Origin of the sequence: Streptomyces longispororuber, from assembly GCF_024448165.1 — a bacterium.
Lineage (GTDB): Bacteria > Actinomycetota > Actinomycetes > Streptomycetales > Streptomycetaceae > Streptomyces > Streptomyces longispororuber_A.
In genome coordinates this window covers 1-26,091 of record NZ_JAMOLN010000016.1, presented here as the reverse complement: position 1 = coordinate 26,091, position 26,091 = coordinate 1, and the positions used below count along the sequence as shown (strand labels likewise).

21 protein-coding genes, 1 tRNA gene and 1 riboswitch are annotated in these 26,091 nt (G+C 70.7%); of the genes, 7 read left to right on the top strand and 15 right to left on the bottom strand.

Annotation, left to right across the window (positions count from 1 at the left end; translation table 11 throughout):
* Positions 1-4: 4 nt before the first annotated feature.
* Complete coding sequence (locus M4J07_RS06925) at positions 5-865, top strand: MurR/RpiR family transcriptional regulator (RefSeq protein WP_255968457.1); 861 nt, start codon at positions 5-7, stop codon at positions 863-865.
* Between the two features lie 345 nt (positions 866-1,210).
* Here the strand turns inward: M4J07_RS06925 and M4J07_RS06920 are convergent, their stop codons facing one another.
* Positions 1,211-2,602: a cystathionine beta-synthase gene (locus tag M4J07_RS06920; protein ID WP_255968455.1), complete on the bottom strand. Its 1,392-nt coding sequence runs from the start codon at positions 2,600-2,602 to the stop codon at positions 1,211-1,213.
* Between the two features lie 168 nt (positions 2,603-2,770).
* Between M4J07_RS06920 and M4J07_RS06915 the strand changes: the two genes are divergently transcribed.
* From M4J07_RS06915 to M4J07_RS06905, 3 genes are all read left to right on the top strand, one after another.
* Positions 2,771-3,811, top strand: coding sequence for an SGNH/GDSL hydrolase family protein (locus M4J07_RS06915; RefSeq protein ID WP_255968453.1), 1,041 nt, complete (start codon positions 2,771-2,773; stop codon positions 3,809-3,811).
* Between the two features lie 158 nt (positions 3,812-3,969).
* Entirely contained in the window at positions 3,970-5,190 is a 1,221-nt protein-coding gene (locus tag M4J07_RS06910) for an acetyl-CoA C-acetyltransferase (protein WP_255968451.1), read from the top strand.
* Positions 5,191-5,455: 265 nt separating this feature from the next.
* Entirely contained in the window at positions 5,456-6,241 is a 786-nt protein-coding gene (locus M4J07_RS06905) for a hypothetical protein (RefSeq protein WP_255968547.1), read from the top strand.
* 160 nt (positions 6,242-6,401) lie between these two features.
* Here the strand turns inward: M4J07_RS06905 and M4J07_RS06900 are convergent, their stop codons facing one another.
* The gene (locus M4J07_RS06900; RefSeq protein ID WP_255968449.1) at positions 6,402-6,713 is read right to left on the bottom strand and encodes a hypothetical protein; all 312 of its coding nucleotides are present in this window, start codon (positions 6,711-6,713) and stop codon (positions 6,402-6,404) included.
* 88 nt (positions 6,714-6,801) lie between these two features.
* On the opposite strand from M4J07_RS06900, the gene M4J07_RS06895 reads away from it, so the two are divergent.
* Complete coding sequence (locus M4J07_RS06895) at positions 6,802-7,032, top strand: DUF4287 domain-containing protein (RefSeq protein WP_164559093.1); 231 nt, start codon at positions 6,802-6,804, stop codon at positions 7,030-7,032.
* A 91-nt stretch (positions 7,033-7,123) separates the two neighbouring features.
* Here M4J07_RS06895 and M4J07_RS06890 read toward each other — a convergent pair whose 3' ends face one another.
* From M4J07_RS06890 to M4J07_RS06880, 3 genes are all read right to left on the bottom strand, one after another.
* Positions 7,124-8,023, bottom strand: coding sequence for a Bax inhibitor-1/YccA family protein (locus M4J07_RS06890; RefSeq protein WP_255968443.1), 900 nt, complete (start codon positions 8,021-8,023; stop codon positions 7,124-7,126).
* 156 nt (positions 8,024-8,179) lie between these two features.
* Positions 8,180-9,355, bottom strand: a complete 1,176-nt coding sequence (locus M4J07_RS06885; protein ID WP_255968441.1) for a 4-hydroxybenzoate 3-monooxygenase — start codon at positions 9,353-9,355, stop codon at positions 8,180-8,182.
* Between the two features lie 308 nt (positions 9,356-9,663).
* Positions 9,664-9,746, bottom strand: a tRNA-Leu gene (locus M4J07_RS06880).
* Positions 9,747-10,123: 377 nt separating this feature from the next.
* On the opposite strand from M4J07_RS06880, the gene M4J07_RS06875 reads away from it, so the two are divergent.
* Complete coding sequence (locus M4J07_RS06875) at positions 10,124-10,894, top strand: ABC transporter ATP-binding protein (RefSeq protein WP_255968439.1); 771 nt, start codon at positions 10,124-10,126, stop codon at positions 10,892-10,894.
* A 168-nt stretch (positions 10,895-11,062) separates the two neighbouring features.
* The gene (locus tag M4J07_RS06870) at positions 11,063-13,603 is read left to right on the top strand and encodes an ABC transporter permease (RefSeq protein ID WP_255968437.1); all 2,541 of its coding nucleotides are present in this window, start codon (positions 11,063-11,065) and stop codon (positions 13,601-13,603) included.
* Positions 13,604-13,688: 85 nt separating this feature from the next.
* On the opposite strand, the gene M4J07_RS06865 is transcribed toward M4J07_RS06870, so the two are convergent.
* The 10 genes from M4J07_RS06865 to M4J07_RS06820 form a co-directional block, all read right to left on the bottom strand.
* Positions 13,689-14,990, bottom strand: a complete 1,302-nt coding sequence (locus M4J07_RS06865; RefSeq protein ID WP_255968435.1) for an SAM-dependent methyltransferase — start codon at positions 14,988-14,990, stop codon at positions 13,689-13,691.
* 201 nt (positions 14,991-15,191) lie between these two features.
* Positions 15,192-16,574 (bottom strand): NAD(P)/FAD-dependent oxidoreductase, encoded by a 1,383-nt coding sequence (locus M4J07_RS06860; RefSeq protein ID WP_255968433.1) that lies wholly within the window; start codon positions 16,572-16,574, stop codon positions 15,192-15,194.
* A gap of 439 nt (positions 16,575-17,013) precedes the next feature.
* On the bottom strand, positions 17,014-17,958 hold the full coding sequence (locus tag M4J07_RS06855) for a Ppx/GppA phosphatase family protein (RefSeq protein WP_255968431.1): 945 nt from the start codon (positions 17,956-17,958) through the stop codon (positions 17,014-17,016).
* Positions 17,955-18,479: a DUF501 domain-containing protein gene (locus M4J07_RS06850; RefSeq protein ID WP_255968429.1), complete on the bottom strand. Its 525-nt coding sequence runs from the start codon at positions 18,477-18,479 to the stop codon at positions 17,955-17,957. The genes M4J07_RS06855 and M4J07_RS06850 overlap by 4 nt, the downstream gene beginning before the upstream one ends.
* Before the next feature lie 61 nt (positions 18,480-18,540).
* Positions 18,541-19,038: an FtsB family cell division protein gene (locus M4J07_RS06845; RefSeq protein WP_255968426.1), complete on the bottom strand. Its 498-nt coding sequence runs from the start codon at positions 19,036-19,038 to the stop codon at positions 18,541-18,543.
* A 91-nt stretch (positions 19,039-19,129) separates the two neighbouring features.
* A complete protein-coding gene (gene eno / locus M4J07_RS06840; protein ID WP_255968424.1) occupies positions 19,130-20,410 on the bottom strand; it encodes a phosphopyruvate hydratase in 1,281 nt (426 codons plus the stop codon).
* Between the two features lie 344 nt (positions 20,411-20,754).
* Complete coding sequence (locus M4J07_RS06835; RefSeq protein ID WP_255968422.1) at positions 20,755-21,447, bottom strand: LysM peptidoglycan-binding domain-containing protein; 693 nt, start codon at positions 21,445-21,447, stop codon at positions 20,755-20,757.
* Positions 21,448-21,451: 4 nt separating this feature from the next.
* Positions 21,452-21,608, bottom strand: a riboswitch (cyclic di-AMP (ydaO/yuaA leader).
* 181 nt (positions 21,609-21,789) lie between these two features.
* Positions 21,790-22,773 carry a transglycosylase family protein gene (locus tag M4J07_RS06830; protein ID WP_255968420.1) on the bottom strand — a complete coding sequence of 328 codons (984 nt, stop codon included), beginning with the start codon at positions 22,771-22,773 and terminating at the stop codon, positions 21,790-21,792.
* 204 nt (positions 22,774-22,977) lie between these two features.
* On the bottom strand, positions 22,978-24,204 hold the full coding sequence (locus M4J07_RS06825; protein ID WP_255968544.1) for a cytochrome P450 family protein: 1,227 nt from the start codon (positions 24,202-24,204) through the stop codon (positions 22,978-22,980).
* Between the two features lie 26 nt (positions 24,205-24,230).
* A partial coding sequence (locus M4J07_RS06820; RefSeq protein WP_255968418.1) for a hypothetical protein occupies positions 24,231-26,091 on the bottom strand: 1,861 nt, incomplete at its 5' end.

Genomic DNA, 26,091 nt, shown 5'->3' with positions numbered 1-26,091 from the left:
AGAGATGAACGACCACACGGACCGCGCCGCGCTCGGTCAGGGCCCCGCCGCCCGGCTCCAGCACCTCTTCGAGGGCCACCGGCTCACGCCCACCCAGCGCCGGATCGCGCACTGCATGGTGCGCCGCGCGGCCGACGTGCCGTTCCTGTCGTCGGTGGAGCTGGCGGATCTGGCCGGGGTCAGCCAGCCGTCCGTGACCCGGTTCGCCGTCGCCCTCGGCTTCGACGGCTATCCGGCGCTGCGCAAGCACCTGCGCGAGGTCGCCCCCGCCGAGCGGACGGCGGCCACCGAGGCCAACGAGTACCAGCAGGCCGTCGAGGCCGAGATCGCCAATCTGCGCCACCTGGCGGAGCTGCTCGCCGACCCGTCCCCGGTCGAGCGGGCGGGCCGGCTGCTCGCCGCGTCCCGGCCGCTGCCGGTGCTCGGGCTGCGCGCCGCGGCCTCACAGGCGTACGGGTTCTCGTACTTCGCGGCGAAGGTCCACCCCGACGTCCGGCTCCTCGACGAGGGCGGCACGATGCTCGCCGACCGGATCGACGCGGCCGTGCGCGCGGGCGCGACGACGCTGCTCTGCTTCGCGCTCCCCCGCCATCCGCGGGAGGTCGTCGACGCCCTCGCGTACGCCAAGGAGACCGGGCTGACCGTCGTCACCGTCGCCGACTCCGCCTTCGCGCCGGTCGCCAAGCACTCCGACCTCCTGCTGCCGGCGGCCGTCGGCACGGGCCTCGCCTTCGACACGGCGTGCGCGCCGATGCTGCTGGGCCGGGTGCTCCTGGAGGCGATGTGCGACGGGCTGCCGCAGGCGCAGGCGCGCCTGGAGGAGTTCGACGTACGGGCGGCCGAGCGCGGCCTCTTCGTGGAGTAGGCCCGCGGAGTAAGCCCGTGGAGCAACCCCCGTACGGGGAAAGAGAGTTGCGCGGGGACCGCCGCACCCCCTGTGACGGGGGGCGGGACGACGGCGGTCCCCGCGAGGGACGCGGCGCCCGGGTCAGGCCCGGGCGTCACGTCCTGGGCGTCCATGGAGGTCCGGGAGCCGCTCCGGAAGGTCCTTGACGCCGCTGTGGTGCCGGCTGGGGCGGGGAGCCGCTCCCACCCCCTCCGACACCCACCAATCTGCCGGACGCGTGTTAAGCCGGTGCTGCGCGCACGTGTCGCGCTCGTACCGTTTTCGCGAACCGGTGAAGCGGACCGGTGCGGCGGACCGCGCGGACTACTTCGTGGCGCCCTTGGCCAGGAACGCCAGCAGGTCCTGACGGCTCACCACACCGGTCGGCTTGCCCTCGACCAGCACGATCGCGGCGTCGGCCGCGCCCAGCACGCTCATCAGGTCCGCCACCGGCTCACCGGATCCGACCTGCGGCAGCGGCGCCGACATGTGCTTCTCCAACGGGTCGTGCAGCGACGCCCGCTGCGCGAACAGCGCGTCGAGCAGCTCCCGTTCCACCACCGAACCGATGACCTCGGCGGCCATCACGTCGGGGTGTCCGGCACCCGGCTTCACGATCGGCATCTGCGAGACGCCGTACTCGCGCAGCACGTCGATGGCCTCGCCGACCGTCTCCTCGGGGTGCATGTGGACGAGCTCGGGCAGCGCGCCGCCGTCCTTGTCCTTGAGCACGTCGCCGACGCGGGCGCTCGGCCCGGAGTCGTCGAGGAACCCGTAGTCCGCCATCCACTCGTCGTTGAAGATCTTCGACAGGTAGCCGCGGCCGCTGTCCGGCAGCAGCACGACGACCACGTCGTCCGGGCCGAGGCCCTCGGCGACGCGCAGGGCGGCGACGACGGCCATCCCGCAGGAGCCGCCGACGAGCAGCCCCTCCTCCTTGGCGAGCCGCCGCGTCATCTGGAAGGAGTCCTTGTCGGACACGGCGACGATGCCGTCGGCGACCTCGCGGTCGTACGCCGTCGGCCAGAAGTCCTCACCGACGCCCTCGACGAGGTACGGCCGCCCGGAGCCGCCGGAGTAGACCGACCCCTCGGGGTCCGCGCCGATGACCTGGACCCGGCCCTCACTGGCGTCCTTCAGGTACCGCCCGGTCCCGGAGATCGTGCCGCCGGTCCCGACGCCCGCCACGAAGTGGGTGATCTTCCCCTCGGTCTGCTCCCAGAGCTCGGGGCCGGTCGAGTGGTAGTGGGACAGCGGGTTGTTCGGGTTGCTGTACTGGTCCGGCTTCCACGCCCCGGGCGTCTCGCGGACCAGCCGGTCCGAGACGTTGTAGTACGAGTCCGGGTGCTCGGGATCCACGGCGGTCGGGCAGACCACGACCTCGGCGCCGTACGCCCGCAGCACGTTGATCTTGTCGGTGGAGACCTTGTCCGGGCACACGAAGATGCACTTGTAGCCCTTCTGCTGGGCCACGATGGCGAGTCCCACGCCGGTGTTGCCGCTGGTCGGCTCCACGATCGTGCCGCCCGGCTGCAGCTCCCCGCTCTGCTCGGCCGCCTCGATCATGCGCAGCGCGATGCGGTCCTTCACGGAACCGCCGGGGTTGAAGTACTCGACCTTGGCCAGGACGGTCGCCTGAAGCCCTTCGGTCACCTTGTTGAGCCTCAGCAGCGGGGTGTTGCCGACGAGACTGATCATCGAGTCGTGGATCTGCACGTTGTCTCCGGGTCTCCTGCGTAGGGGATGCGGTCAGCGTATTGCGCGTACCGGCCCTTCATCTCCCGTTGCGATTGGCCGACGGTGATTACGGGGCAATGAGTTCATGTAGCCGTAAGGAACGTCGATCGTCGTACGTCGCTGAACAGAGGCAGGTGGCCGCGGAACATGTCGAGCAGGGCGAGGGTGGCACGGCGGATCGCCGCGGGGGCGGCGTACGGCGGCGGCGGGATCGGGCTGCTCGGCGCGGCCGCCGTCGGCGTGGTTCTTGCGGAGGTCCAGATGGCGCGCCGCCAGGTCGGCAACCACGGGACGGACCCGGTGCACGTCCCGTCGGCGGACGGCCTGTACGGCAGGGCGTACGCGACGTCGGGGGCGCAGCCCCTGCGCTTCACCATGCTCGGCGACTCCACGGCCGCGGGGCAGGGCGTGCACCGGGCCCGGCAGACGCCGGCGGCGCTGCTCGCGTCGGGACTCGCGGCGGTGGCCGAGCGCACGGTGGAGCTGCGCAACGTGGCGCTGCCCGGCGCCCAGTCCGACGACCTGGACCGCCAGGTGGCGCTGATCCTCGCCGATCCGGCCTGGCAGCCGGACGTCTGCGTGATCATGATCGGCGCGAACGACGTCACGCACCGCATCCCCGCCACCAAGTCCGTACGCCACCTGTCCTCGGCGGTCCGCAGGCTGCGCACGGCCGGTGCGGAGGTGGTCGTGGGCACCTGTCCCGACCTCGGCTCCGTGGAGCCGGTGCAGCAGCCGCTGCGCTGGCTGGCCCGGCGGGCGTCGCGGCAGCTGGCCGCGGCGCAGACGATCGGCACGGTGGAGCAGGGCGGGCGCACCGTCTCGCTGGGCGATCTGCTGGGCCCGGAGTTCTCGGCGAACCCGCGCGAGCTGTTCGGCCCCGACAACTACCACCCCTCGGCGGAGGGCTACGCGACGGCGGCGATGGCCGTCCTGCCCACGCTGTGCGCCTCCCTGGGCCTGTGGCCGGAGGAGGAGCGCCCGGACGTCTCCCGCGCCGAGGGCTTCCTGCCGGTGGCCCGTGCGGCGGCCCGGGCGGTCCAGGAGGGCGGCACGGAGGTCACTGCCGCCATGCCCACGGGGCCGCGCGGCCCGTGGGCCCTCCTCAAGCGACGCCGCCGCCGCCAACTCTCCACCCAGGACCCGGTCCCGGCCACGTCCGGCAATCCAAGCCCCTCCGGCGATTGAGGAGCGGGGTCACCCAAGCGTTCGACGCGGAGCGCTGAGCAAGCGCTTAGAAAAATGCGGCGGGGGTCACACACCCATGCCGGTGACCTGAGCAGTACGTACGGGTAACTTCCCAGACGGTCCCGCCTGAAAAGGTCAACGAACCCTCTGGAGCCGTGATGCCCGAAGCAGTGATCGTCTCAGCCGCCCGCTCCCCCATCGGCCGCGCCTTCAAGGGCTCCCTGAAGGATCTGCGGCCGGACGACCTGACCGCCACGATCATCCAGGCCGCCCTCGCCAAGGTCCCCGAGCTCGACCCGCACGACATCGACGACCTGATGCTCGGCTGCGGCCTCCCCGGCGGCGAGCAGGGCAACAACCTCGGCCGCATCGTGGCCGTGCAGATGGGCATGGACCACCTCCCGGGCTGCACCGTCACCCGCTACTGCTCCAGCTCCCTGCAGACCACGCGCATGGCGCTGCACGCCATCAAGGCGGGCGAGGGCGACGTGTTCATCTCGGCCGGCGTCGAGATGGTGTCGCGCTTCGCGAAGGGCAACTCCGACTCGCTGCCCGACACGCGCAACCCGTTCTTCGCCGAGGCCGAGGCCCGCACCGCGGCCGTCGCCCAGCAGGAGAACACCACCTGGCACGACCCGCGCGAGGACGGCCTGGTCCCCGACGCGTACATCGCGATGGGTCAGACCGCCGAGAACCTGGCCCGCCTGAAGGGCATCACCCGCGAGGACATGGACGCCTTCGGCGTGCGCTCGCAGAACCGCGCCGAGGAAGCCATCAAGAACGGCTTCTGGGAGCGCGAGATCACCCCGGTGACCACCCCCGACGGCACGGTCGTGTCGAAGGACGACGGCCCGCGCGCCGGCGTCACCCTGGAGGGCGTCTCGGGCCTCAAGCCCGTCTTCCGCCCCGACGGCCTGGTCACGGCGGGCAACTGCTGCCCGCTGAACGACGGCGCCGCCGCCCTCGTGATCATGTCCGACACGAAGGCCCGCGAGCTGGGCCTGACCCCGCTCGCCCGCGTGGTGTCGACCGGTGTCTCCGGCCTCTCCCCCGAGATCATGGGCCTGGGCCCGGTGGAGGCGTCCAAGCGCGCCCTGAAGCTGGCCGGCCTGTCCGTCTCGGACATCGACCTGTTCGAGATCAACGAGGCGTTCGCCGCGCAGGTCATCCCGTCCGCCCGCGACCTCGGCATCGACGAGGACAAGCTGAACGTGAACGGTGGCGCCATCGCCGTCGGCCACCCCTTCGGCATGACCGGCGCCCGGATCACCGGCACGCTGATCAACTCGCTCCAGTTCCACGACAAGCAGTTCGGCCTGGAGACCATGTGCGTCGGCGGCGGTCAGGGCATGGCGATGGTCATCGAGCGCCTCAGCTGACCGGAACTGACCAGAGCAGAGCCGGAGCTGACCTGAATCCGTCTATGCAATCGTGATCCAATCTCCCCCAGGATGTGACATGCATCTCGGGGGAGATGGATTTTCGCAGGTCAGCCCGGTACCCAGGCCATATCGGGGCTAAACGCCCGGCCAAAAGACCTGTCCAATTCGTGACGTAATGCACTGACAGCTGGTTCGTCCAGGCTTCAAGCTGATGTAGGAAGTCGGGGGTCGACTTGAAACCGGGAGTACGTCAGTGAGCGCCATCCCCTTTGCATTGCTGCTCGCCACGGCCGCTGCCACGGCCGTCGGCGCCGCCACCCTGCACAACGTCCGGGGCCTGCGTCGGCAGATCGCGGACCTCCGCAAGGAGCTGGCCCGTGATCGCGCGGATGCCGTGCGTCCGGGCGTGCCGGCGGCTCGCACGACTCCCGACACGGACGCCATACGCGGCGCCGTCGCCGACGCACTCGCCGAGGAGCGGGAGCGCGAGCTGGCGGAGGCGCGGGCGTTCTGGGCGGCGCAGGAGGCGCGCGACACGTCCGACCTGCCGCCGTTCCTGACCGGTGGCGGTGCGCTCGGCGACGAGTTCTTCATGCCGCGCCAGGCCGACTTCGCCGGTCTCGAGCCGGTCGTCGAGCCGGCCCTGGAGCCGGAGGACGAGTTCGCCGGGGAGTCCGCCGAGCTGGCCGCGGCCCGCCGCCGCCACCCCTCGCACCCGGACTTCGTCCCGGTCCAGTCGCCCGTCTCCAGCGACCACGAGCGCACGGTGGCGTGTCTGGAGGAGCTGGCGCAGGCGCGCACGGCCCTGTCCGACGTCCGCCCCGGCCCGCTCGGCACGCTCGACGTCTACGTCTTCGCCGACGGCACCACGCTCTGCATGACCCCGGGTCACCGGGAGACCGCCGAGCAGCTCGCCGCGGCCCTGCGCGACGGCGACACCCCGGTCCTCCTCGGCGGCTCCGGCGTCTCCGGCGCGTACGCCCTGACCTTCGAGTGCGCCGGCGCCAGCGTCTACATCCTGGCGGACCGCGTCATAGCCTCGGCCTGAGCCGTTCGCGGGCCACGGTTGAGCGCCGTAGCCACGACTGCTTGTTCGCCGACTGCGGCCCGGCGGGGCTTCTCGCGCCCCAGGGGCGCGGGGAACTGCGCGACCAGCCCCCACCGGACCCGCACCCGGCAAGAACCCGCCGAACCCACGGAGCGACCCGCTAGACGCCGGCCCGCTTCATCGCCGCCTCGACCAGCTCCACGGCCTCCGCCAGCTCCCCGGCCCCCCGCAGGGACACCGCCAGATCCCGCCCGGCCACCGTGATCTGATCGGCCGCCGCGAACATCCCCGCGTCCGGCATCTCCCGGACGACCCCCGCGGGATCGTCCAACAGCTGGGCCCGCGCCGAGAGTTCCCTGGCCAGCGCCAGCGCCTCCGCGGCGGCCCCCCGCTGGAGCCGACTCTGCGGCGCGGCTCTGAGCCGGTCCGCGAACTGATCCACCGCTGCGGTCAAAGGCGTCGTATCAAGCACCCGGCGAACTGTAGCTGTTTACAAGGCCCCAACGCTCAGGCACGGTGGCGTGAAGGACCGGCCACATCGAAGCGTTCCGGAGGCGCCGATGTCCCAAGTCTTCTCCGAGGAGACCCACCGCAATCTGCTGGCTCGAATCCCCCACTGCACCGGTCGTGAAGTCTCCGACTGGCTGCGCACCGTCGAAGATGGCCCCTGCTTCCTTCGCTTCGAAGAGAAGGTCAGCTGGTTGCGCGGGGAGCACGATCTCGCGTACGGCCATGCCAAAGCGATCATCCACGAGTACGACCTGAGGCGCGCCGCCCGCCGATTCGGCTGAGGCGGGCCGAGCCGCGCCCCGACTCCCCGTAAGCCAAGGGCCCGCGCACCCCGAAGGGTGCGCGGGCCCGAGACAGCTACCGGACGGCCGGTTAGTCGTTGCCCTGCAGGATCGCGATGATCCGCAGGAACTCCATGTAGATCCAGACCAGCGTCATGGTCAGACCGAAGGCGGCGAGCCACGCCTCTTCCTTCGGGGCGCCGTACGCGATGCCGTCCTCGACCTGCTTGAAGTCCAGGGCCAGGAAGCAGGCACCGAGCAGGATGCCGATGACGCCGAACAGGATGCCGAGGCCACCGCTGCGGAAGCCCAGGCCGTCACCGCCGCCGAACAGCGCGAACAGCAGGTTCACCGCCATCAGCAGGATGAAGCCCATCGCCGCGGCCATCACGAAGCCGTAGAAGCGGCGGTTGACGCGGATCCAGCCCGCCTTGTACGCGACGAGGACCGCGACGAACACGGCCATCGTGCCGAGCACGGCCTGCATGGCCGCACCGCTCGCGATGTAGTTGTCGACGATGCTGGAGAGCACGCCGAGGAAGACACCCTCGAGGGCGGCGTACGCCAGGATGATCGGCGGGGACGCCTTGCGCTTGAAGGCCTGCACGAAGCCGAGCACCATCGCGACGAGGCCGGCGCCGATCGCGATGCCGTACGACTTGTTGATGTTGGCCTCGTCGACCGGGAGCAGCGCCCAGGCGAGCGCGGCGGTCACGACGAGGAGACCGAGGGTGGTCGCCGTGCGCATGATGACGTCGTCCATCGTCATGCGGCCGGTGGTGGTGGGCGCCTGCGGAGCGCCGTACTGCAGATCCTGCTGCGCGTAGGGGTTCTGCGCGTACGGGTTGCCGGCGGGGGCCTGGCCGTACGGATTGGCCTGCGTCCCGACTGCGGGGCCCCCGGCCTGCGGCTGCTGCGCGGTGTTGAACTGCGCGTAGCCGTTGTCGCGGCTGAACCCCCGTCGCGAGAAGACCGGGTTGCTGCTCCTCATTTCACTCCTCCATGGCCACCGTGTATGGCCTTGCCACAAGAGTAATAGCTTGGCAAAGATCCGGCCCTAGTGCTCAGGGAGGATCTTTCTCATCCTGTTACCCCTTTCTGCTTCTACGAACGTGGCCGGGCCCCGTGATGTTCCGCCCGGCGGCGATCACAGCGGGAAACCGGTGTACGCCTCCGCGAGATCGGCCTCCGCGGCCTTCGACGTGGTCAGGCGGTCGAGCCGGGCGAGCTGGATCTTGTCGTCGAACGCGGTGGCGTCGGGCGCGCGGTGCAGCATCGTGGTCATCGCGTAGGAGAACCGCTCGGCCTGCCAGACGCGGCGCAGGCAGGTCTGCGAGTACGCGTCGAGGAGCGCGGCGTCGCCCTTCTCCGTGGCCGCGACGAGGGCGCGGGCGAACGTGACGACGTCGCCGACGGCGAGGTTGAGACCCTTCGCGCCGGTCGGCGGGACGATGTGCGCCGCGTCACCGGCGAGGAAGAGCCGGCCGTGCCGCATGGGCTCGTGGACGTAGGAGCGCATCGGGGTGACGGACTTCTGCGTGATCGGTCCGCGGGCCAGCCGCCAGGCCGGGTCGTCGACCGCCAGGCGGCGGTCGAGCTCGTCCCAGATCGCGTCGTCGGACCAGTCGGCGGCGTCCGTGCCCTCGGGGACCTGGAGGTAGGCGCGGGTGACCGAGGGCGAGCGCATGGACAGGAGCGCGAAGCCGCGGTCGGAGCGGGCGTAGACCAGCTCGTCGTGGGACGGGGCTACGTCGGCGAGGATGCCGAGCCAGCCGAAGGGGTACGTGCGCTCGTACGTCGCGGACTCCGGCGCCGGTATCGCGTTCCTGGCCACGCCCCAGAAGCCGTCGCAGCCGACCACGTAGGCGCAGTCGAGGACGTCCTCGCGGCCCTCGTGCCGGAACCGGACGCGCGGCGCGTCCGTGTCCGCGCCCTCCACCGCCAGCGCCTCCGCCTCGAACAACAGGGGTCCGCCGTCGGCGAGTTGGGCCGCGATGAGGTCCTTGCAGACCTCGGTCTGGGCGTAGACCATGACCTGCTTCCCGCCGGTCAGAGCCGGGAAGTCGACGCGGTGGCGGCGGCGGTCGAAGCGCAGCTCGATGCCGTCGTGGGGCATTCCTTCGCGGTCCATGCGGGCGCCGACGCCGGCCTCGCGCAGCACGTCGACGGTGCCCTGCTCCAGGATCCCGGCGCGCTGGCGCTGCTCCACGTACGCGCGGTCGCGGCTCTCCAGGACGACGGAGTCGATCCCGGCGTTGTGCAGGAGCCTGGCCAGGAGCAGTCCGGCCGGGCCCGCTCCGATGATGCCGACGGTGGTGCGCATACGGATCCCTCTCGCGTCTGTGCGTTCGTTCACTCGTGTTCGCCTGGTGAACTTTCGTTCATTGCGGCTCTGGCGGGATCCTCCGCCCCGGTCGCACGGGTGTCAATGGCCGGGCGGTGGACGGGAGCGGGCGGCGACTGCCGGCAGGGTGCGTGCGCACACCAAGGACCGTGCCCAGCAAGGGAGTTCGCGATCTCCGATCCCCCTCGTGCGCGGCGGATCCCGCGCCGGGCACACATACCTGTGGCAAGGCCCGCAAAGGCGGCGGGACGGGAAACGAGGGGGAAACGGGAAGGGGAGGACGGAGGTGCCCGGAACCGGACTTGAACCGGTACGCCCGCGAAGGGCAGCGAGGTTTAAGCTCGCCGTGTCTGCATTCCACCATCCGGGCAGGCTGTGGGGCTCCGCATCGACCGTCCGAGCCTATCCGGCGGCATCCCCCGATCAGCGGAACAACAGCCCGATGTTGTCTTATTTTATTGACGTCTGAGGGTGCATCAGACCACTACAAGCTCCATCCGCACTTGCCGGAGGCCTTGTCACGGGCAAGGGCGCACTCCAGGGGATTGACGGGATTTCACCTCCGCCGGGGGCGTCCCGGCGGGTGCCCGCTTCTCAGGGTCCCGTGTCATCCCCAGGTATGACACAGCCTCCCCCGGTCCGACCCGAGTCGCCCCTCGGAACGGGAACTGCGACTGACTCCACGGCTCCGATCCGCCGGGACGATGGAACGGTCCCCGAACGTCGCACCGACAGGAGCACCCACCCGTGACCACCACCCCTCTCGCCGGCCGGACCACCACGGCGGCCGCCCGCGCCACGGATCTGTCGAAGGTCTACGGACAGGGTGAGACCCAGGTGGTCGCGCTCGACCGGGTCTCCGTCGAGTTCCGGCAGGCCGAGTTCACCGCGATCATGGGCCCGTCCGGCTCCGGCAAGTCGACGCTGATGCACTGCGTCGCGGGCCTGGACACCTTCTCCTCCGGTTCGGTCCGGATCGGCGAGACCGAGCTGGGCTCCCTCAAGGACAAGCAGCTCACCAGGCTCCGCCGGGACAAGATCGGCTTCATCTTCCAGGCGTTCAACCTGCTGCCGACGCTGACCGCCCTGGAGAACATCACGCTCCCCATGGACATCGCGGGCCGCAAGGCCGACAAGCAGTGGCTGGAGAACGTGATCCAGATGGTGGGCCTCGCCGACCGCCTCGGCCACCGCCCCTCGCAGCTCTCCGGCGGCCAGCAGCAGCGCGTGGCGGTCGCCCGCGCCCTGGCCTCCAAGCCCGACATCATCTTCGGCGACGAGCCCACCGGAAACCTGGACTCCCGCTCCGGCGCCGAGGTCCTCGGCTTCCTGCGCAACTCCGTGCGCGAGCTGGGCCAGACCGTGGTGATGGTCACCCACGACCCGGTCGCTGCGGCCTACGCGGACCGCGTGATCTTCCTGGCGGACGGCCGCATCGTCGACGAGATGCACGCACCGACGGCGGACACGGTCCTGGACCGCATGAAGCGCTTCGACGCAAAGGGCCGCACCAGCTGACCCGACCGTGCGGACGCGCCCCTGAGGGGCGCGGGGAACTGCGCGAGAAGCCCCACCGGCCGGCAGCCGCCGACCCCTCATCAGCCCCTACGGCGCGCACGCCACGGGCCCCGCCCCGGGCCCCGCTCCTCGATCGCCGGAGTGGCTCCGAATACCTGGACCTCACCCATGCTCAAGACAGCCCTGCGCAACGTCTTCGCGCACAAGGCCCGCCTGATGATGACCGTGCTCGCCGTCATGCTCGGCGTCGCCTTCGTCACCGGCACCCTCGTCTTCACCAACACCATCTCCTCCGCCCTGGAGAAGTCGTCCTCCAAGGGCTTCGACCACGTGGACGTCGCCGTCACCCCCGGCTCCACCAAGTCCGAGGGCGACAGGGTCGGCAGGTCCACGAAGCTGACCGACGCCACCCTGAAGAAGGCGCGGAGCGTGCCGGGCGCCGCCTCCGCGACCGGCGTCGTCAGCGGCTACGCGGCCGTCGCCGACCAGGACGGCAAGCTCGTCGGCAACGGCTTCTCCACCAAGGGCGGCAACTACTCGGGCACCGCCGCCGAGCCCGACGACCGCTACCCGCTCACCGACGGCGCCGCCCCGCGCGGCGAGCACCAGGTCGCCCTCGACGCGGAGACCGCGAAGCGGGCCGGGTACAAGGTCGGCGACCAGGTGCGGATGTCCATCGACGGACCGGTGCTCACGCCCACCGTCACCGGCATCTTCACCACGGACGACGGCAACGTCGCGGCCGGCGGCTCCCTCGCCCTGTTCGACACGGCGACCGCGCAGCAGCTCTTCCACAAGCAGGGCGCGTACGACGAGATCGACGTGACCGCCGCGGCCGGGACGAGCCAGGAACAGCTCAAGCGGAACCTCGACAAGGCGCTGGGCACCGCCGCGGTCGACACCGACACGGGCAAGCAGCTCGCCGACGACCAGGCCGAGATGATCTCGTCGTCGATGAGCTCCATGAAGACGATGCTGCTGGTCTTCGCGGGCATCGCCCTGTTCGTCGGCATCTTCATCATCGCCAACACCTTCACGATGCTGGTCGCCCAGCGCACCAAGGAGCTCGCGCTGCTGCGCGCCGTGGGTGCCTCGCGCCGCCAGGTCACCCGGTCCGTGCTGCTGGAGGCGTTCTTCGTGGGCGCCGTCGCCGCCGTCACCGGTCTGGGCGTCGGCATCGGCATCGGCGCGGGCATGCGGGCGCTGATGGACGGGACCGGCGCGATCATCCCGGACGGCCCGCTGGTCGTCTCCCCCGGCACGGTCGTCTCCGCGCTCGTCGTCGGCGTCCTGATCACGATGCTGGCCGCCTGGCTGCCGGGCCGCCGCGCCGCGAAGATCCCGCCGGTCGCCGCGATGAACGCGGTGCACGCCGCCCCCACCGCCAAGTCCCTGGTGCTGCGCAACACGCTCGGCGCGCTCGTCTCGGCCGCCGGTGTCACGGCCGTGCTCGCCGCGACGACCATGAGCGGCGACTCCGGGCAGCTGCCGATGGGTCTCGGTGCCGGTCTGCTGGTCATCGGCGTCTTCATCCTCACGCCGCTGCTGTCCCGCCCGCTGATCGCGGCCGCCGCCCCGGTGCTGCGCGCCTTCGGCATCGCCGGCAAGCTGGCCCGCCTCAACTCGGTCCGCAACCCGCGCCGCACCGCCGCCACCGCCTCGGCCCTGATGATCGGCCTCACCCTCATCACCGGTCTGACGGTGATCGCGGGCAGCGTCCAGTCGGCGATCGACAAGATGGCGGCCGACTCCCTCAAGGCGGACTACGTCGTCTCGATGGCGAACGGGAACGCGCTCTCGCCCGACGTCCTCAAGACGCTCGACGGGACGCCCGGCGTCACCGCCACCAGCGGTCTGTCGAACTCGCCCTCGCGCATCGACGGCAGCACCGAGTACCTGACCGGTGTCAACGGGAAGACGATCAGCCGGCTCGCCGAACTCCCGGTGGACAACGGCACGTTCACGGTCGGCGGCAGCGACGTCGTGGTCGACGACAAGACCGCGAAGGACCACGGCTGGAAGGCCGGCTCGGCCTTCACCGCCCACTACGAGGACGGCAAGGAGCAGCGGCTGACGGTCGCGGGCGTCTACGAGGGCAACGAGATGATCCGGGGGATCATGCTCGACTCCTCGACCCTGAACCCGCACATCACCGACGGCGTCTCCGACATGCAGGTCATGCTGAAGACGTCCGGCGGCACCTCCGACGCCACCAAGGACAAGCTGACCAAGGCCCTCGGCGAGAACCCCGCGGTCAAGATCCAGGACCGCCAGGACATCTCCAACGAGATCGCGCAGATGTTCACGCTGATGCTGAACATGCTCTACGGCCTGCTCGCCATGGCGGTCATCGTCGCCGTCCTCGGCGTCATCAACACCCTGGCCATGTCGGTCTTCGAGCGCCAGCAGGAGATCGGCATGCTCCGCGCGATCGGCATCGACCGCAAGGGCATCAAGCGCATGGTCCGCCTGGAGTCCCTGGTGATCTCCCTGTTCGGCGGCGTGCTCGGCATCGGCCTGGGCGTGTTCTTCGGCTGGGCGGCCGGTCAGCTCATCGGCAACAGCATGTCGACGTACGCGCTGATCCTGCCCTGGGGCCGGATGGGGATCTTCCTGGCGCTCGCCGCGGTGGTCGGCATCCTGGCGGCCCTGTGGCCGGCCCGCCGCGCGGCCCGGCTGAACATGCTGGCGGCGATCAAGTCCGAGTAGCCGTACGGCAGTCGTACGCGGAAGGGGCCCGCCGGTGATGTCACCGTCGGGCCCCTCCGTCGTACGGCGTGGTGCGGGACGCGCGTCAGACGTTCCAGGTACGGGCCCGCAGCGGCATCCCCGAGGCCCCGCTCACCGGTGTCTTCACCGCGAGGATCTGGTTCACGCCGATGCGGTTGCGCTCGAAGCTCAGTGCGGAGGCCGCCATGTAGAGCCGCCAGATCCGGGCCCGGCCCGGGCTGACCAGCTTCAGGGCCTCCTTCCAGCGGGCCTCCAGGTTGCGCACCCAGTGCCGCAGCGTGAGCGCGTAGTGCTCGCGGATGGCCTCGACGTCGCGCACCTCGAACCCGGCCCGCTCCAGCAGCCCCGCGGTGGTGCCGACGGGCGCCAGCTCGCCGTCGGGGAACACGTAGGCGTCGATGAACTCGTCGACCTCGTACGCCGACTCGTCCTCCTGGGGCCGCCGCGCGATCTGGTGGTTGAGCAGCCGCCCGCCGGGCTTGAGGAGGGCGTACAGATCGGTGGCGTACTCCAGGTACCGCGCGGAGCCGACGTGCTCGGCCATGCCGATGGAGGAGATCGCGTCGTACGGCCCGTCGCGCACGTCCCGGTAGTCCTGGACGCGGATCTCGACGCGGTCGGTGAGGCCCTCGTCGGCGACGCGCTTCCTGGCGAACGCGGCCTGCTCCTGCGAGAGGGTGACGCCGACGACGCTCACGCCGTGCTCACGGGCCGCGTGCACGGCCATCGAGCCCCAGCCGCAGCCGACGTCGAGGAGGCGCATCCCTGGCTTGAGGCCGAGCTTGCGGGAGATCAGCTCCAGCTTGTCGCGCTGGGCGGACTCCAGCGTCGACTCCGGCGACTCCCAGTAGGCGCACGAGTAGACCATCGAGGGGCCGAGGACCAGCTCGTAGAAGTCGTTGCCGACGTCGTAGTGGTGGCTGATGGCCTGTTTGTCGGTGCCCTTGGTGTGGAGGTGCAGACGGCCCCTGCGGCGCATCTCCTCTGCGGGCGGGGCCGGTGGCAGGAACGGTCCGGCGAGCTTGACCAGTTCGCGGGCCGCGCCCCGCACCTCCGGGTCCTTGAGCGCCTCCACGAGGCTCCTGCGCTCCTCATCGGGGCGCTCCCAGATCAGCCCGGCCATGACCTCCAGCGCCTCGTACAGGTCGCCCTCCACGTCCAGGTCGCCGGCCACCCAGGCGCGGGCGAGCCCCAGCTCGCCCGGCTTCCAGAGCAGTCGGCGCAGCGCGCGGCGATTGCGTACGACGAGGGCCGGCGTGTCCGGGGGCCCGGCCTCCGAGCCGTCCCAGGCGCGCAGCCGCACCGGGAGCTCGGCGCCGAGCAGCTGCTCGGCGAGATTCTTCAGCCGCTGTGCGGCGTCCTGCATGGCGCACACCTCCGTGACGAGGGAAATCCCGGAACGGTCCAACACCACGTAAACACCAACAGGCCGCTTGCGCAGTCCCGTTATCGCGTCACGGAACGGCAAAATACTTGTAGAGGCCATGTATCTGGTCGGGGAAAAACCGAAGGGGCCACTCGCACCACGGATGGCGAGCGGCCCCTTCGGGGATGGCACTGAGCCGGGTCAGGAGGCCTTGGCCTCGGCCTTCTTCTCCTCGACCACGGGCTTGGGCGCCGGCTTGGCGGCCTCGTAGAACTCCTCGCGCGGAGTCTCCAGGGCACCGAGCGCGGTGATGTCGCGCTTCTGGAACATGTTGATCGTCCACTCGGCGATCACCCGGACCTTGCGGTTCCAGGTCGGCATGGCCAGACCGTGGTAGCCACGGTGCATGTACCAGGCGAGACGGCCCTTGAGCTTGATCTTCATCTTGCCCATGACGATCATCGCGACGCCCTTGTGCAGGCCGAGACCCGCGACGGCGCCCTTGTTGCTGTGGCTGTACTCCTTCTGCGGGAAGCCCCGCATGCCGGAGACCACGTTGTCACCGAGGACCTTGGCCTGGCGCATGGCGTGCTGCGCGTTCGGCGGGCACCAGGCGTTCTCGTTGCCCGCCTTGCGGCCGACGAGGTCCGGCACCTGGGCGTTGTCGCCCGCGGCCCAGATGTAGTCGCTGCCGGCGACCTGGAGGGTGGCCTGGGTGTCCACGTGGCCGCGCGGGCCGAGCGGGAGACCGAAGCGCGAGAGGGCCGGGTTCGGCTTGACGCCGGCGGTCCACACGACGGTGTTCGAGTCGACCTCGAGCCCGTTGGAGAGCACGACGTGACCGTCGACGCAGGACGGCATGGTGGTCTTCAGGTAGACCTCGATGCCGCGGGACTCCAGGTGCTTGCGGCCGTACTGGCCGAGCTCCGGGCCGACCTCGGGCAGCACCTTGTCGGCGGCGTCGACGAGCACGAAGCGCATGTCCTCGCGCTTCACGTTCTTGTAGAACTTGGCCGCGTCGCGCGCCAGGTCCTCGACCTCACCGATGGTCTCGGCGCCCGCGAAGCCACCGCCGACGAAGACGAAGGTGAGCGCCTTGCGGCGGATCTCCTCGTCGGTCGTCGACTCGGCCTTGTCGAGCTGCTCGAGCACGTGGTTGCGCAGGCCGATGGCCTCCTCGACGCCCTTCATACCGATGCCGACCTCGGCGAGGCCCGGCGTCGGGAAGGTGCGGGAGACCGCGCCGAGCGCGATCACCAGGTAGTCGAAGGGCACCTCGTACGCCTCGCCGACGAGCGGGGCGACCGTGGCGACCTTGCGGTCCTGGTCGATGGTGGTGACGCGGCCGGTGAGAATCTCGGCGCCCGGCACAGCGCGTCGCAGCGGTACGACAACGTTGCGCGGCGAGATGCTGCCGGCGGCGGTCTCGGGGAGGAAGGGCTGGTACGTCATGTACGAGCGCGGGTCGACGACCGTGACGGTCGCTTCCGCGTAACGCATCTTCTTCAGGATGCGTCGCGCCGCGTACAGGCCTACGTACCCACCCCCGACAATGAGGATCCTGGGACGCTCCGTGGTGCTCATGCCATCGAGTATCCACCCGACTGGAGGGGGTCGCTCGTGCGCCCCTTCACAAGCACGGGTGAGGCCTCTGCTACACTTCGCCGCCCACGTGACCCATGTCATGGTCCGCGGAGGGAACCACGGAGCACCCCCGGTCGTTGCTCACCCCTCTTGAGCAGCCACAGTGAGCATTTGGCGGCACTGGACCACTCACGGTTTTCATCCGCGCGTAACACGCGCGGAACCTCGTAAACCCCGGGCAGAAGTGTCCTGCGGCACCCCCGGACGGGCCCAAGGGCTCGTAACAGCCGCCAATGGGACCGAATTCCTTGTGAAGAACTTCACGAACTTTCCCGACGGGGTGTCGCCGAAGCGTGTCGGGACCCCCGTTTCCGGTGCTCGGACGGGGTGGGACACGCTCAGGCGAGCCCTCGCGCCTGGCGATTCGCCAGGCGCATCGTCAGGCGATGGACCAGGCGATCCCGTCGAGGATGTCGTGCTCGGAGACGACCACCTCGCGGGCCCCGGTCCACTCCATGATCAGGCGCAGCACGAGCGCGCCCGAGGCGATCACGTCGACCCGGCCGGGATGGATGACCGGCTTCAGGGCGCGCTGGTCGTGCGTCGAGGCCAGCAGCCAGTCGGTGAGCTCGGCGACCTTCTCGTAGGGGATCCGGGAGTGGTGGATCGCCGTCGAGTCGTACTCCTGGAGCCCGAGCGCCAGCGCCGCCACCGTCGTGACCGAACCGGCCAGGCCGACCAGCGTGCGCGCGGAGCGGATCGGGACGATCTGCGTGACCTTGTCGAGGGCCTCGGCGATGTCCGCGCGGATCGCCTCGATCTGCGCCGGGGTCGGCGGGTCCGTCACCTTGCCGTCCTCGCCGACGAGGTGGCGCTCCGTCATGCGGACGCAGCCGACGTCGACGGAGAGGGCCGAACGCACCGCGTCGTCGCCGACGACGAACTCGGTGGAGCCGCCGCCGATGTCCACGACCAGGTAGGGCTTGTCCAGGTCGGCGCGTCCTGTCAGTTCCTTCGTCGCACCCGTGAAGGAGAACTGGGCCTCCGCGTCGCCCGTGATCACCTCGGGCTCGACGCCCAGGATGTCCAGGACGCCGGCCACGAACTCGTCCCGGTTCTCGGCGTCGCGCGAGGCCGACGTCGCGACGAAACGGACGTGCTCCGCCCCGTGCTCCTTGATGACGGCGGCGTACTCGCGGCAGGCCGCGAACGTGCGCTCCAGCGCCTCGGGGGCCAGGCGGCCCGTCCGGTCGACGCCCTGGCCGAGCCGGACGATCGTCATCCGGCGGTCCAGGTCGACGAGTTCACCGGTCTGCGGGTTCGCGTCCGCGACCAGCAGCCGGATGGAGTTCGTACCGCAGTCGATCGCGGCGACGCGGGTCACTTGGCCTCCTCCGCGGTGACACAGGCACCCTTCTTCCACCACTCGGGCAGCATCGCGATCGCCTCGTCGCCCAGCGGGTTCACGCCGGGGCCCGCGGCCAGGGAGTGGGCCACGAGGACGTGCAGGCACTTCACGCGGTCGGGCATGCCGCCCGCGCTCGGGAAGTTCTCCAGCACCTCGATGGCGTCACGGCGCGCGATGTAGTCCTCGTGGGCGGCGCGGTACTGCTGCGCCAGCTCCGGGTCGGTCCCCAGGCGCTCCGTCATCTCCTTCATGACGCCGTTGGCCTCCAGCGTGCCGATGGCCGAGGCGGCGCGCGGGCACGTCAGGTAGAACGTCGTCGGGAACGGCGTGCCGTCCTCCAGGCGCGGGGCCGTCTCGACCACGTCCGGGTTGCCGCAGGGGCAGCGGTGCGCGATGGCCCGCAGGCCGCGCGGCGGACGCCCCAGCTGCTCCTGGAACGCGTGGATGTCGGCGTCCGTGGGCGCGGTGGACTCGGTCTGGGGCGGGGGCGTTTCCATGACTGTCTCTGACTGTCTTTCGTGTACGTGGATCAGGGAGGGGTGAAGTGCGGGAGGCGGGTCAGTTGTCCGCGCGGTCGGCCTTGTCGACGCCGTCCCAGACGTTCGAGTACCAGGGGCGGTCCGTCTCGCCCTGCTCGGCGCGGCTCGACGCGGTGGCGCGCGGGTCGGGCACGACGTACCCGGTCTCGCCCGGCATCACCATGTGCAGCCGCTCGCGGATCCGCTGCTCGGCGTACGCGTCGTCCTGCCAGCGGGCCTTCTCGTCGCGGAGCCGGTCGACCCGCTCCTTGGCCTCCTGCTGCTGGCGCTGGAGGTCCTCGATCTCGCCGCGCTGGGAGACGTACTGCCTTATCGGGTACGCGAGCGCGACCACCAGCGTGCACAGGACGAGGGCGAGGAGCGCCGCGCGGCCGGTGAGGCGGGAGCGGCGGGCCTGGCGCTTGTTCTGCGAGCGGTAGACGCGCTCGGCGGTCTGCTCACCGAGCAGCCTCAGGCGGGTGGCCGTGGAGAACGCGGCGGACCGGTCCTTGTTCCGGTCGCGGACCTTACCGGCCATCGCCTGCTCGCCTCCCCGATACGTACGTACGTCCCCGCACACGGTACGGGACCGAGTGCGGGGACGTACGTAACTACGGCGTCAGGGGAGGTCAGCCCTTGAAGCGCGGGAAGGCGCTGCGGCCGGCGTAGACCGCGGCGTCGTCCAGGATCTCCTCGATGCGCAGGAGCTGGTTGTACTTGGCGACGCGCTCGGAGCGGGCCGGGGCGCCGGTCTTGATCTGGCCGCAGTTCGTGGCGACGGCGAGGTCCGCGATCGTCACGTCCTCGGTCTCGCCCGAGCGGTGCGACATCATGCACTTGAAGCCGTTGCGCTGGGCGAGCTCGACGGCGTCCAGGGTCTCGGTGAGCGAGCCGATCTGGTTGACCTTGACCAGGAGGGCGTTCGCCGAGTTCTCCTCGATGCCACGGGCCAGGCGCTCCGGGTTGGTGACGAAGAGGTCGTCGCCGACGAGCTGGACCTTGTCGCCCAGGCGCTCGGTGATGACGTTCCAGCCGGCCCAGTCGTCCTCGTACAGCGGGTCCTCGATGGAGACGAGCGGGTACGCGGAGACGAGCTCCTCGTAGTACTCCGTCATCTCGGCGGCGGAGCGCTCCTTGCCCTCGAAGAGGTACTTGCCGTCCTTGTAGAACTCGGAGGCGGCGACGTCGAGCGCGAGGGCGACCTGCTGGCCGGGGATGTAGCCGGCCTCCTTGATGGCCTCGAGGATGAGGTCGAGGGCCTCGCGGTTCGAGCCGAGGTTCGGCGCGAAGCCGCCCTCGTCGCCGAGGCCGGTGGCCAGGCCCTTGCTCTTCAGGACCTTCTTGAGGGTGTGGTAGACCTCGGTGCCCCAGCGCAGCGCCTCGGAGAAGGACTCCGCGCCGATCGGGGCGATCATGAACTCCTGGATGTCGACGTTGGAGTCGGCGTGCGACCCACCGTTCAGGATGTTCATCATCGGGACGGGCAGCAGGTGCGCGTTCGGACCGCCGAGGTAGCGGAACAGCGGCAGGTCGCTGGCCTCGGAGGCGGCGTGGGCCACGGCGAGGGAGACGCCGAGGATGGCGTTGGCGCCGAGGGAGCCCTTGTTGTCGGTGGCGTCCAGGTCGAACATCGCCTGGTCGATCAGGCGCTGCTCGGTGGCGTCGTAGCCGACGAGCTCCGGGCCGATCTGCTCGATGACGGCGAGGACGGCCTTCTCGACGCCCTTGCCCTGGTAACGGTTGGGGTCACCGTCACGGAGTTCGATGGCCTCGAAGGCACCGGTGGAGGCGCCGGACGGAACAGCAGCACGACCCGTGCTGCCGTCGTCGAGGCCGACCTCGACCTCGACCGTGGGGTTGCCTCGGGAGTCCAGGATTTCCCGGGCTACGACGACGTCGATGGACGGCACGAGCATCTCCTTCTGGGATGTGACGCGGGCTATGCGGGGCCGCGATGCACGGCCCCGACCCCTTGAGCCTAACCGCCTCCGGGGCATCGGCCAGCCGACCGCCCGTCTCGTGGACACGGCCGTTAGCAAAATGTTCCCGACCTAAACAAAGCGGGGTGGTGGCGACCGGGTGACGGAATCCGTTCTGCCGGGCCGGCGACCGTCGCCGGGCACGGCGGACACGCGAAACCCCCCACCTCCGGATTCCGGAGACGGGGGGCGCGATGAGCGGCCCGTTTTGGGGACGGGAAGGGATCTCGGCGTCCGCCGATGCCGGGTTCCCCTATATACGTGCGGCGCGCTGCTTACTTCAGGTGCAGCTGCTGACCCGGGTAGATCAGGTCGGCGTCGGACACGATGTCCTTGTTCAGCTTGAAGACCTTCTGCCAGGTCGTCCCGTGCGCCTCGGCGATCTTGCTGAGGGTGTCACCGGACTTGACCTTGTACTCGCCGTCACCCTTCTCGACCTTCTTGCCGGTCGGGGTGGTGACGGTCTCGCGCTTCTCGGACCGCGTGGTCGTCGAGGAGTCGGAGCGCTCCTGCTGCTTCGGCTGAGCCTGCTTCGGCTGGGCCTGCGGCTGCGACTGCTGCTGCGGCTCGGCGGCCGGCGCGGAGTTGGACGTGGAGGCGCCCGAGAGGCCCACACCACAGCTCGGCCAGGCGCCCTTGCCCTGGGAGGCGAGGACCTTCTCGGCGACGGCTATCTGCTGCGCCTTGGAGGCCTGGTTGGCCGTGGACGCGTAGGCGGTGCCGCCGTACGCGGCCCAGGTGGAGGCCGAGAACTGGAGGCCGCCGTAGTAGCCGTTGCCGGTGTTGATGGACCAGTTGCCACCGGACTCGCACTGCGCGACCTGGTCCCACTCGGAGGTGGAGGCGGCGGAGGCGGAGGTGGCGCCCATCAGCGGGACGGCGACGGCGGCACCGGTGACACCGGCGAGCGTGGCGACACGGACGGCCTTGGACGGGCGGCGGTGCTTGCCCTTGCTGGAGAACAGCATGGAGAGATCCCCTCACCGACGCCTACGAGGTGAGCTGTCGGGTTCGGGCCAGTGAGTGCCCGGCCGCGCAACCTTGTGCGCGGCTTAACCCCAAGCCGTCTCGGTCTCCCTCGACGGCGCTTACCTGGGTCCCCCGCTCCTGCCTACGGCGCTGACGCGTCGACTGTTCCCGTACGGACGTTGGCAGGATTCGGCGTGACGTCCATCGGGGCCCGCAGTGGCGAGCGGTGACGACGTTAAGCAGTAGATCCGCCCGATTTCAAAGACGATCAGGGTCTTTGAGACTCATGTCTCACTCGAGCAAAAGTGGACATACGAGCCTCAACCCACCCTGAACTCCCGCTACTTTTCGCCCGATTCGACACCAAGATCCAGACTCTGACCAGGAAGGATGAGGTCCGGGTCGGAGCCGACCGTCTCCTTGTTCAGGTCGTAGAGCGTGGACCAACCGCCTCGCACGTCCTGGGCGTCCGCGATGTCCCACAGGTTGTCGCCGGAGCGGACCGTGTAGTCACCGTCGCCGCGCTCCGTGTCGCGGGAGGCGTGACGGCCGTCCCCCGTACGGGAGTCGGCGGTGTCGTCCGGGGCGCGGTCGCCGCGGTGCCGGCCGCCGGTGGCGTCGTCGGCGGGGGCCGACGAGGACGGCGTGGCGGACTCCGAGGCGTCCGGAGCGGCCGGGGAAGCGGAGTCGAGTCGACCCGACTTGTCCGTTTTGCCGGTCGCGTCGTCCGTCGGCTCGCCACTCTCCTTGTTACCGGAGGTATCTCCCGAGGCGTCAGCTGACGGGGAGTCGGACGGATCGCCCGATTCGCCGGACTCATCGGCCTTGCCGGACTCACCGGACTTGCCGTGATTCTTCTCTCCCGAGCCGTCCGATCCCTGGCCGTCACCCGCGGAGTCGGACGCCTGCGGGGAGGGGCTCGCGCCCGGGTCGACGTCGGCGGAGTCGTCGCCCTGGGTGAGGCCCGCGGTGATCGAGCAGCTCGGCCAGGCGAGGGGGCCCCGGGCGTCGAGGACCTTCTCGGCGACGGATATCTGCTGCGAGCGGCTGGCCTGGTCGGCCCGCGGGGCGAAGTCGAGGCCGCCGTACTGCTCCCACATCTCCTGCGAGAACTGGAGCCCGCCGTAGTAGCCGTTGCCGGCGTCCAGGCTCCACTGGCCACCGCTCTCGCACTCGGCGAGCTTGTCCCAGGTGGTGGTGGAGGCGGCGCTCGCGCTCGTCGCGGCGAGCAGCGGGATCGCGATGGCGCTTCCCGTGACGCCGAAGGCGACGACGAGAGCAGGAGCCTGACGGGGGCGACGGTGACGACCGTTCCCGGAGAGCATGCGGTTGCCTTTCGCGAGACTGATGCTGCACGCGACGAGTGGGAAGAGTGGTGCCTGTTGTGCATGTGTCGCGATGACTGGTGAACGTAGCGGGACTCGAACGCTTGTCACAAGTCGATGCAGCGCAGATCACGTGAAAGTCACAGGTTTGACGATCCGTCAGTTCCTTAGGGCTCACTTAAGGTGCGAAACGGGACGTGACCGCTATGCCTGACGCGGTGTGAACTCGACCGGCAGGCTGCGCAGTCCGCGCATGATGAGGCCGCCGCGCCACCTCAGCTCGGCGGGGTCCTCGGCCAGCTTCAGGTCGGGCAGGCGGCGCAGCAGGGTCGCCAGGGCCGTTCGCCCTTCGAGGCGGGCCAGCGGTGCCCCCAGGCAGTAGTGGATGCCATGCCCGAACCCCAGGTGCGGGTTCTCCTTGCGGGCCAGGTCCAGGACGTCCGGCTCCGCGAACCGGGACGGGTCCCGATTGGCCGCGGCGAGAACCACGAGAACCGGATCGCCCACAGCGATGTCCTGCCCGCCGATCTCCAAGGGCTGCGTGGCGAACCGCCAGGTGGCCACCTCGACCGGGCCGTCGAAGCGCAGCATCTCCTCGATTCCGGAATCAAGCAGCTGCAGATCCTCGCCGTCCACCGCTTCCTGCAACGCGGTTCTCTGCTCTTCATCCGTCAACAGCGCATAGGTGCCGTTCCCAATGAGATTGATGGTGGTTTCGAACCCCGCGAAGAGCAGCACGAAACACATGGCCGCCACCTCGTTCTCCGTGAGGTGTTCGCCGTGGTCGGACGCCCGGACGAGGTCCGAGATCAGGTCGTCGCCGAGTGCCTCGCGCTTGCGGTGGATCAGGTCGGCCAGGTAGTCGCGGATCTTCTTGACCCCGCGAGCGACACCGCCGCGCTTGCCCCCGCCGTGCCGGATCATCATCGCCGCCCAGTCCCGGAAGTCGTCCTGGTCCTCGCGCGGGACGCCCAGCAGGTCGCAGATCGCGTAGATGGGGAGCGGGAAGGCGAACTCGTGGATCAGGTCCGCCTCGCCGCGGGCGGCGAAGTCGTCGATGAACCGGTCCGTCAGCTCCTGGACCCGGGGGGCGAATTCGGCCACCCGGCGCGGGGTGAACGCCTTGGACACGAGGCGGCGCAGGCGGGTGTGGTCCGGCGGGTCGATGTTGAGGAGGTGGGTCATCAGGTCGGCCTTGCGCTCGCCGGGGATGCCCGTCTTGCCCTTGGCGTGGGACGGCTCGTCGTGATGGTCCGGGTTCTTGCTGAGCCGCTGGTCGGCGAGGGCCTGGCGGGCGTCGGCGTAGCGGGTGACCAGCCACGCCTCGACGCCGCTGGGCAGCGTGGTGCGGTGCACGGGTGAGTGCTCGCGCAGCCAGGCGTAGGCGGGGTACGGGTCGCCGGCGAACTCCCAGGTGAAGAGTTCGGGCATGGCGGGCTGCGGGGTGGGGCTTTCGGTCACCCGTCGACGGTATCCGGCGGGCGCGGCGCGATCGTCCCGGTGGTCCTGCTCGCGTCGTAGTGGCCGTTCTCCGCGGCCCTGTGCAGCCAGTCGTCCCGGACGGCCGGGTCGTCCGCCATGAGCGCGATCCGGTAGGGGGCCTCGGGGTGGTCCCCCTCGGCGCCCTTCTCGTAGTGGGTGAGGGCTTCCCGCCGGTCGCCCCGCTCCTCCGCGAGCATGCCGAGGGCGGTCTCCGCCGCGGCGTGGCCCGCCGCGGCGGCACGGGTGAGGAGGGTGTGGACCTCGGGGGTGCGCTCGCCCGCGTTGAAGAGGAAGACGCCCAGGTAGTAGGCGGCGAGGGTGTCGCCCGCCTCGGCGGCGCAGCGGTACCAGGGCTCGGCCTCCTGGGGCCTGCCCCAGTCGTGCAGCAGGCCCGCGATGCGCAGGGCCGCGTCGCCGACGCCGGCGCCCCATGCCGCGAGGTAGTGGCTCATCGATTCCTCGGCGCGGCCGGGGGTGCCGCTGATCAGGTCGCCGAGGCTGAGCGCCGCCTGCCCGGACGGCACCGACGCCTCCACCGCGCCGGTGAGCAGTTCCTCGGCGCGGGCGCGGTGGTGATCGGCGAGTTGCAGGGCCGCCCAGGTCCTGCCCGCCGCGGCCAGCGTCTCCAGGTACGGGACGGCCGCGGTGAACTCGCCGTCCGCCACGAGCAGGACGGCGAGGTCCTCGACGGCCGCCTCGTGTCCGGCGTCGGCCGCCTGCCGGAACCACCGCTCCTCCTGCTCCGGGTCGTCGGCCAGCCGGGCCAGCTGGCCCATGCCGTGCGCCGCGTCGGCCTCGCCCGCCTCGGCGCGGGGCCGCAGCACGGCGGCGAGTGCGTCGCCGACGGCCGCCTCCTCGGGGCCGCGGTGGTCCGCCGCGTCGAACACCCGCCAGCGCAGCTCGTCCGTGGCGGGCTCCCCCGCCGTCCGCAGCGCGCCCGCCACGAGCGCCCCGTGGGCCCGCCAGGTCCCGGGCCGCTCCCCCGGCATCAGGAAGCCGACGTTCCCGATCCGCTCCCCGGCCGCCCAGTCGGTGTCGCCCGGCGCCCCGAGCTGCCGCAGCAGGTCCAGCGGCACCGGGCCGGCGTATCCGCACCGCGCCACGTCGAGCGCGGCCCGGACGAGCGCGACGCCGTCCGGGTCGGCGTTCCGCGCGCTCAGCCGGATCCACTCCTCGTACAGCAGGTGGCCGAGCGCCAGGTACGCGGCCGGGTTACCGCCGTCGGTCCACAGATGGGCCTCGTACGCGCGCGGGTCCTCGACCTGCTCGGCGAGCCGCGCGAACTCGGACTCGCTCCAGGTGCGGGGCAGTTCGACGGTGTGCGCGTGGGCGACCACCCGGTCGCCGGGGGTCGATCCGGTCCGCCGCTCGTAGTACGCGTCGGCGTCCATGGTGGCGAGGATGCGCACGCCGAGTGCCGTGAGCCGCCCCAGCAGGCCCGGTTCCAGGCCCCGTTCGCCGAGGTGGCCCTCGATGTCGTCGAGCCACAGCAGGTACCGGCCCGGCTTCCCCTTGAGGCTGCCGAGCAGGGCGCGCAGATCCGCGCCGCGCTCGGGGGCGTAGAGCTGGTGGCCGTCGAGGTGGTGGGCGGCGTGCCACGCGGCGTACGACGTGCCGGTGACCGGTTTGCCGAGCAGCAGGACGAGTCCGTACTGGGTGAGCTTCGCGGCGAGTTCGGTGTCGCAGTCGCGGGGGACGTAGGGCGGGACGTCGGGGAGTCCTGAGACGCGGCGGGTGGGGCGGACGCCGAACTCGGCGGGGCCTATGTGGTGGGCGGGGCGCCAGTCGGGGCCGTCGTGGGCGGCGCCGAAGTGCTGGTGGATCGCGCCGACGCTG

What these genes read in the sequence shown, in the direction of transcription:
- M4J07_RS06925 (WP_255968457.1), top strand. Translation starts at nt 5, where the DNA reads ATGAACGACCACACGGACCGCGCCGCGCTCGGTCAGGGCCCCGCCGCC.
- M4J07_RS06915 (WP_255968453.1), top strand. Translation starts at nt 2,771, where the DNA reads ATGTCGAGCAGGGCGAGGGTGGCACGGCGGATCGCCGCGGGGGCGGCG.
- M4J07_RS06910 (WP_255968451.1), top strand. Translation starts at nt 3,970, where the DNA reads ATGCCCGAAGCAGTGATCGTCTCAGCCGCCCGCTCCCCCATCGGCCGC.
- M4J07_RS06895 (WP_164559093.1), top strand. Translation starts at nt 6,802, where the DNA reads ATGTCCCAAGTCTTCTCCGAGGAGACCCACCGCAATCTGCTGGCTCGA.
- M4J07_RS06890 (WP_255968443.1), bottom strand. Translation starts at nt 8,023, where the DNA reads ATGAGGAGCAGCAACCCGGTCTTCTCGCGACGGGGGTTCAGCCGCGAC.
- M4J07_RS06885 (WP_255968441.1), bottom strand. Translation starts at nt 9,355, where the DNA reads ATGCGCACCACCGTCGGCATCATCGGAGCGGGCCCGGCCGGACTGCTC.
- M4J07_RS06870 (WP_255968437.1), top strand. Translation starts at nt 11,063, where the DNA reads ATGCTCAAGACAGCCCTGCGCAACGTCTTCGCGCACAAGGCCCGCCTG.
- M4J07_RS06865 (WP_255968435.1), bottom strand. Translation starts at nt 14,990, where the DNA reads ATGCAGGACGCCGCACAGCGGCTGAAGAATCTCGCCGAGCAGCTGCTC.
- M4J07_RS06860 (WP_255968433.1), bottom strand. Translation starts at nt 16,574, where the DNA reads ATGAGCACCACGGAGCGTCCCAGGATCCTCATTGTCGGGGGTGGGTAC.
- M4J07_RS06850 (WP_255968429.1), bottom strand. Translation starts at nt 18,479, where the DNA reads ATGGAAACGCCCCCGCCCCAGACCGAGTCCACCGCGCCCACGGACGCC.
- M4J07_RS06845 (WP_255968426.1), bottom strand. Translation starts at nt 19,038, where the DNA reads ATGGCCGGTAAGGTCCGCGACCGGAACAAGGACCGGTCCGCCGCGTTC.
- M4J07_RS06835 (WP_255968422.1), bottom strand. Translation starts at nt 21,447, where the DNA reads ATGCTGTTCTCCAGCAAGGGCAAGCACCGCCGCCCGTCCAAGGCCGTC.
- M4J07_RS06830 (WP_255968420.1), bottom strand. Translation starts at nt 22,773, where the DNA reads ATGCTCTCCGGGAACGGTCGTCACCGTCGCCCCCGTCAGGCTCCTGCT.
- M4J07_RS06825 (WP_255968544.1), bottom strand. Translation starts at nt 24,204, where the DNA reads ATGCCCGAACTCTTCACCTGGGAGTTCGCCGGCGACCCGTACCCCGCC.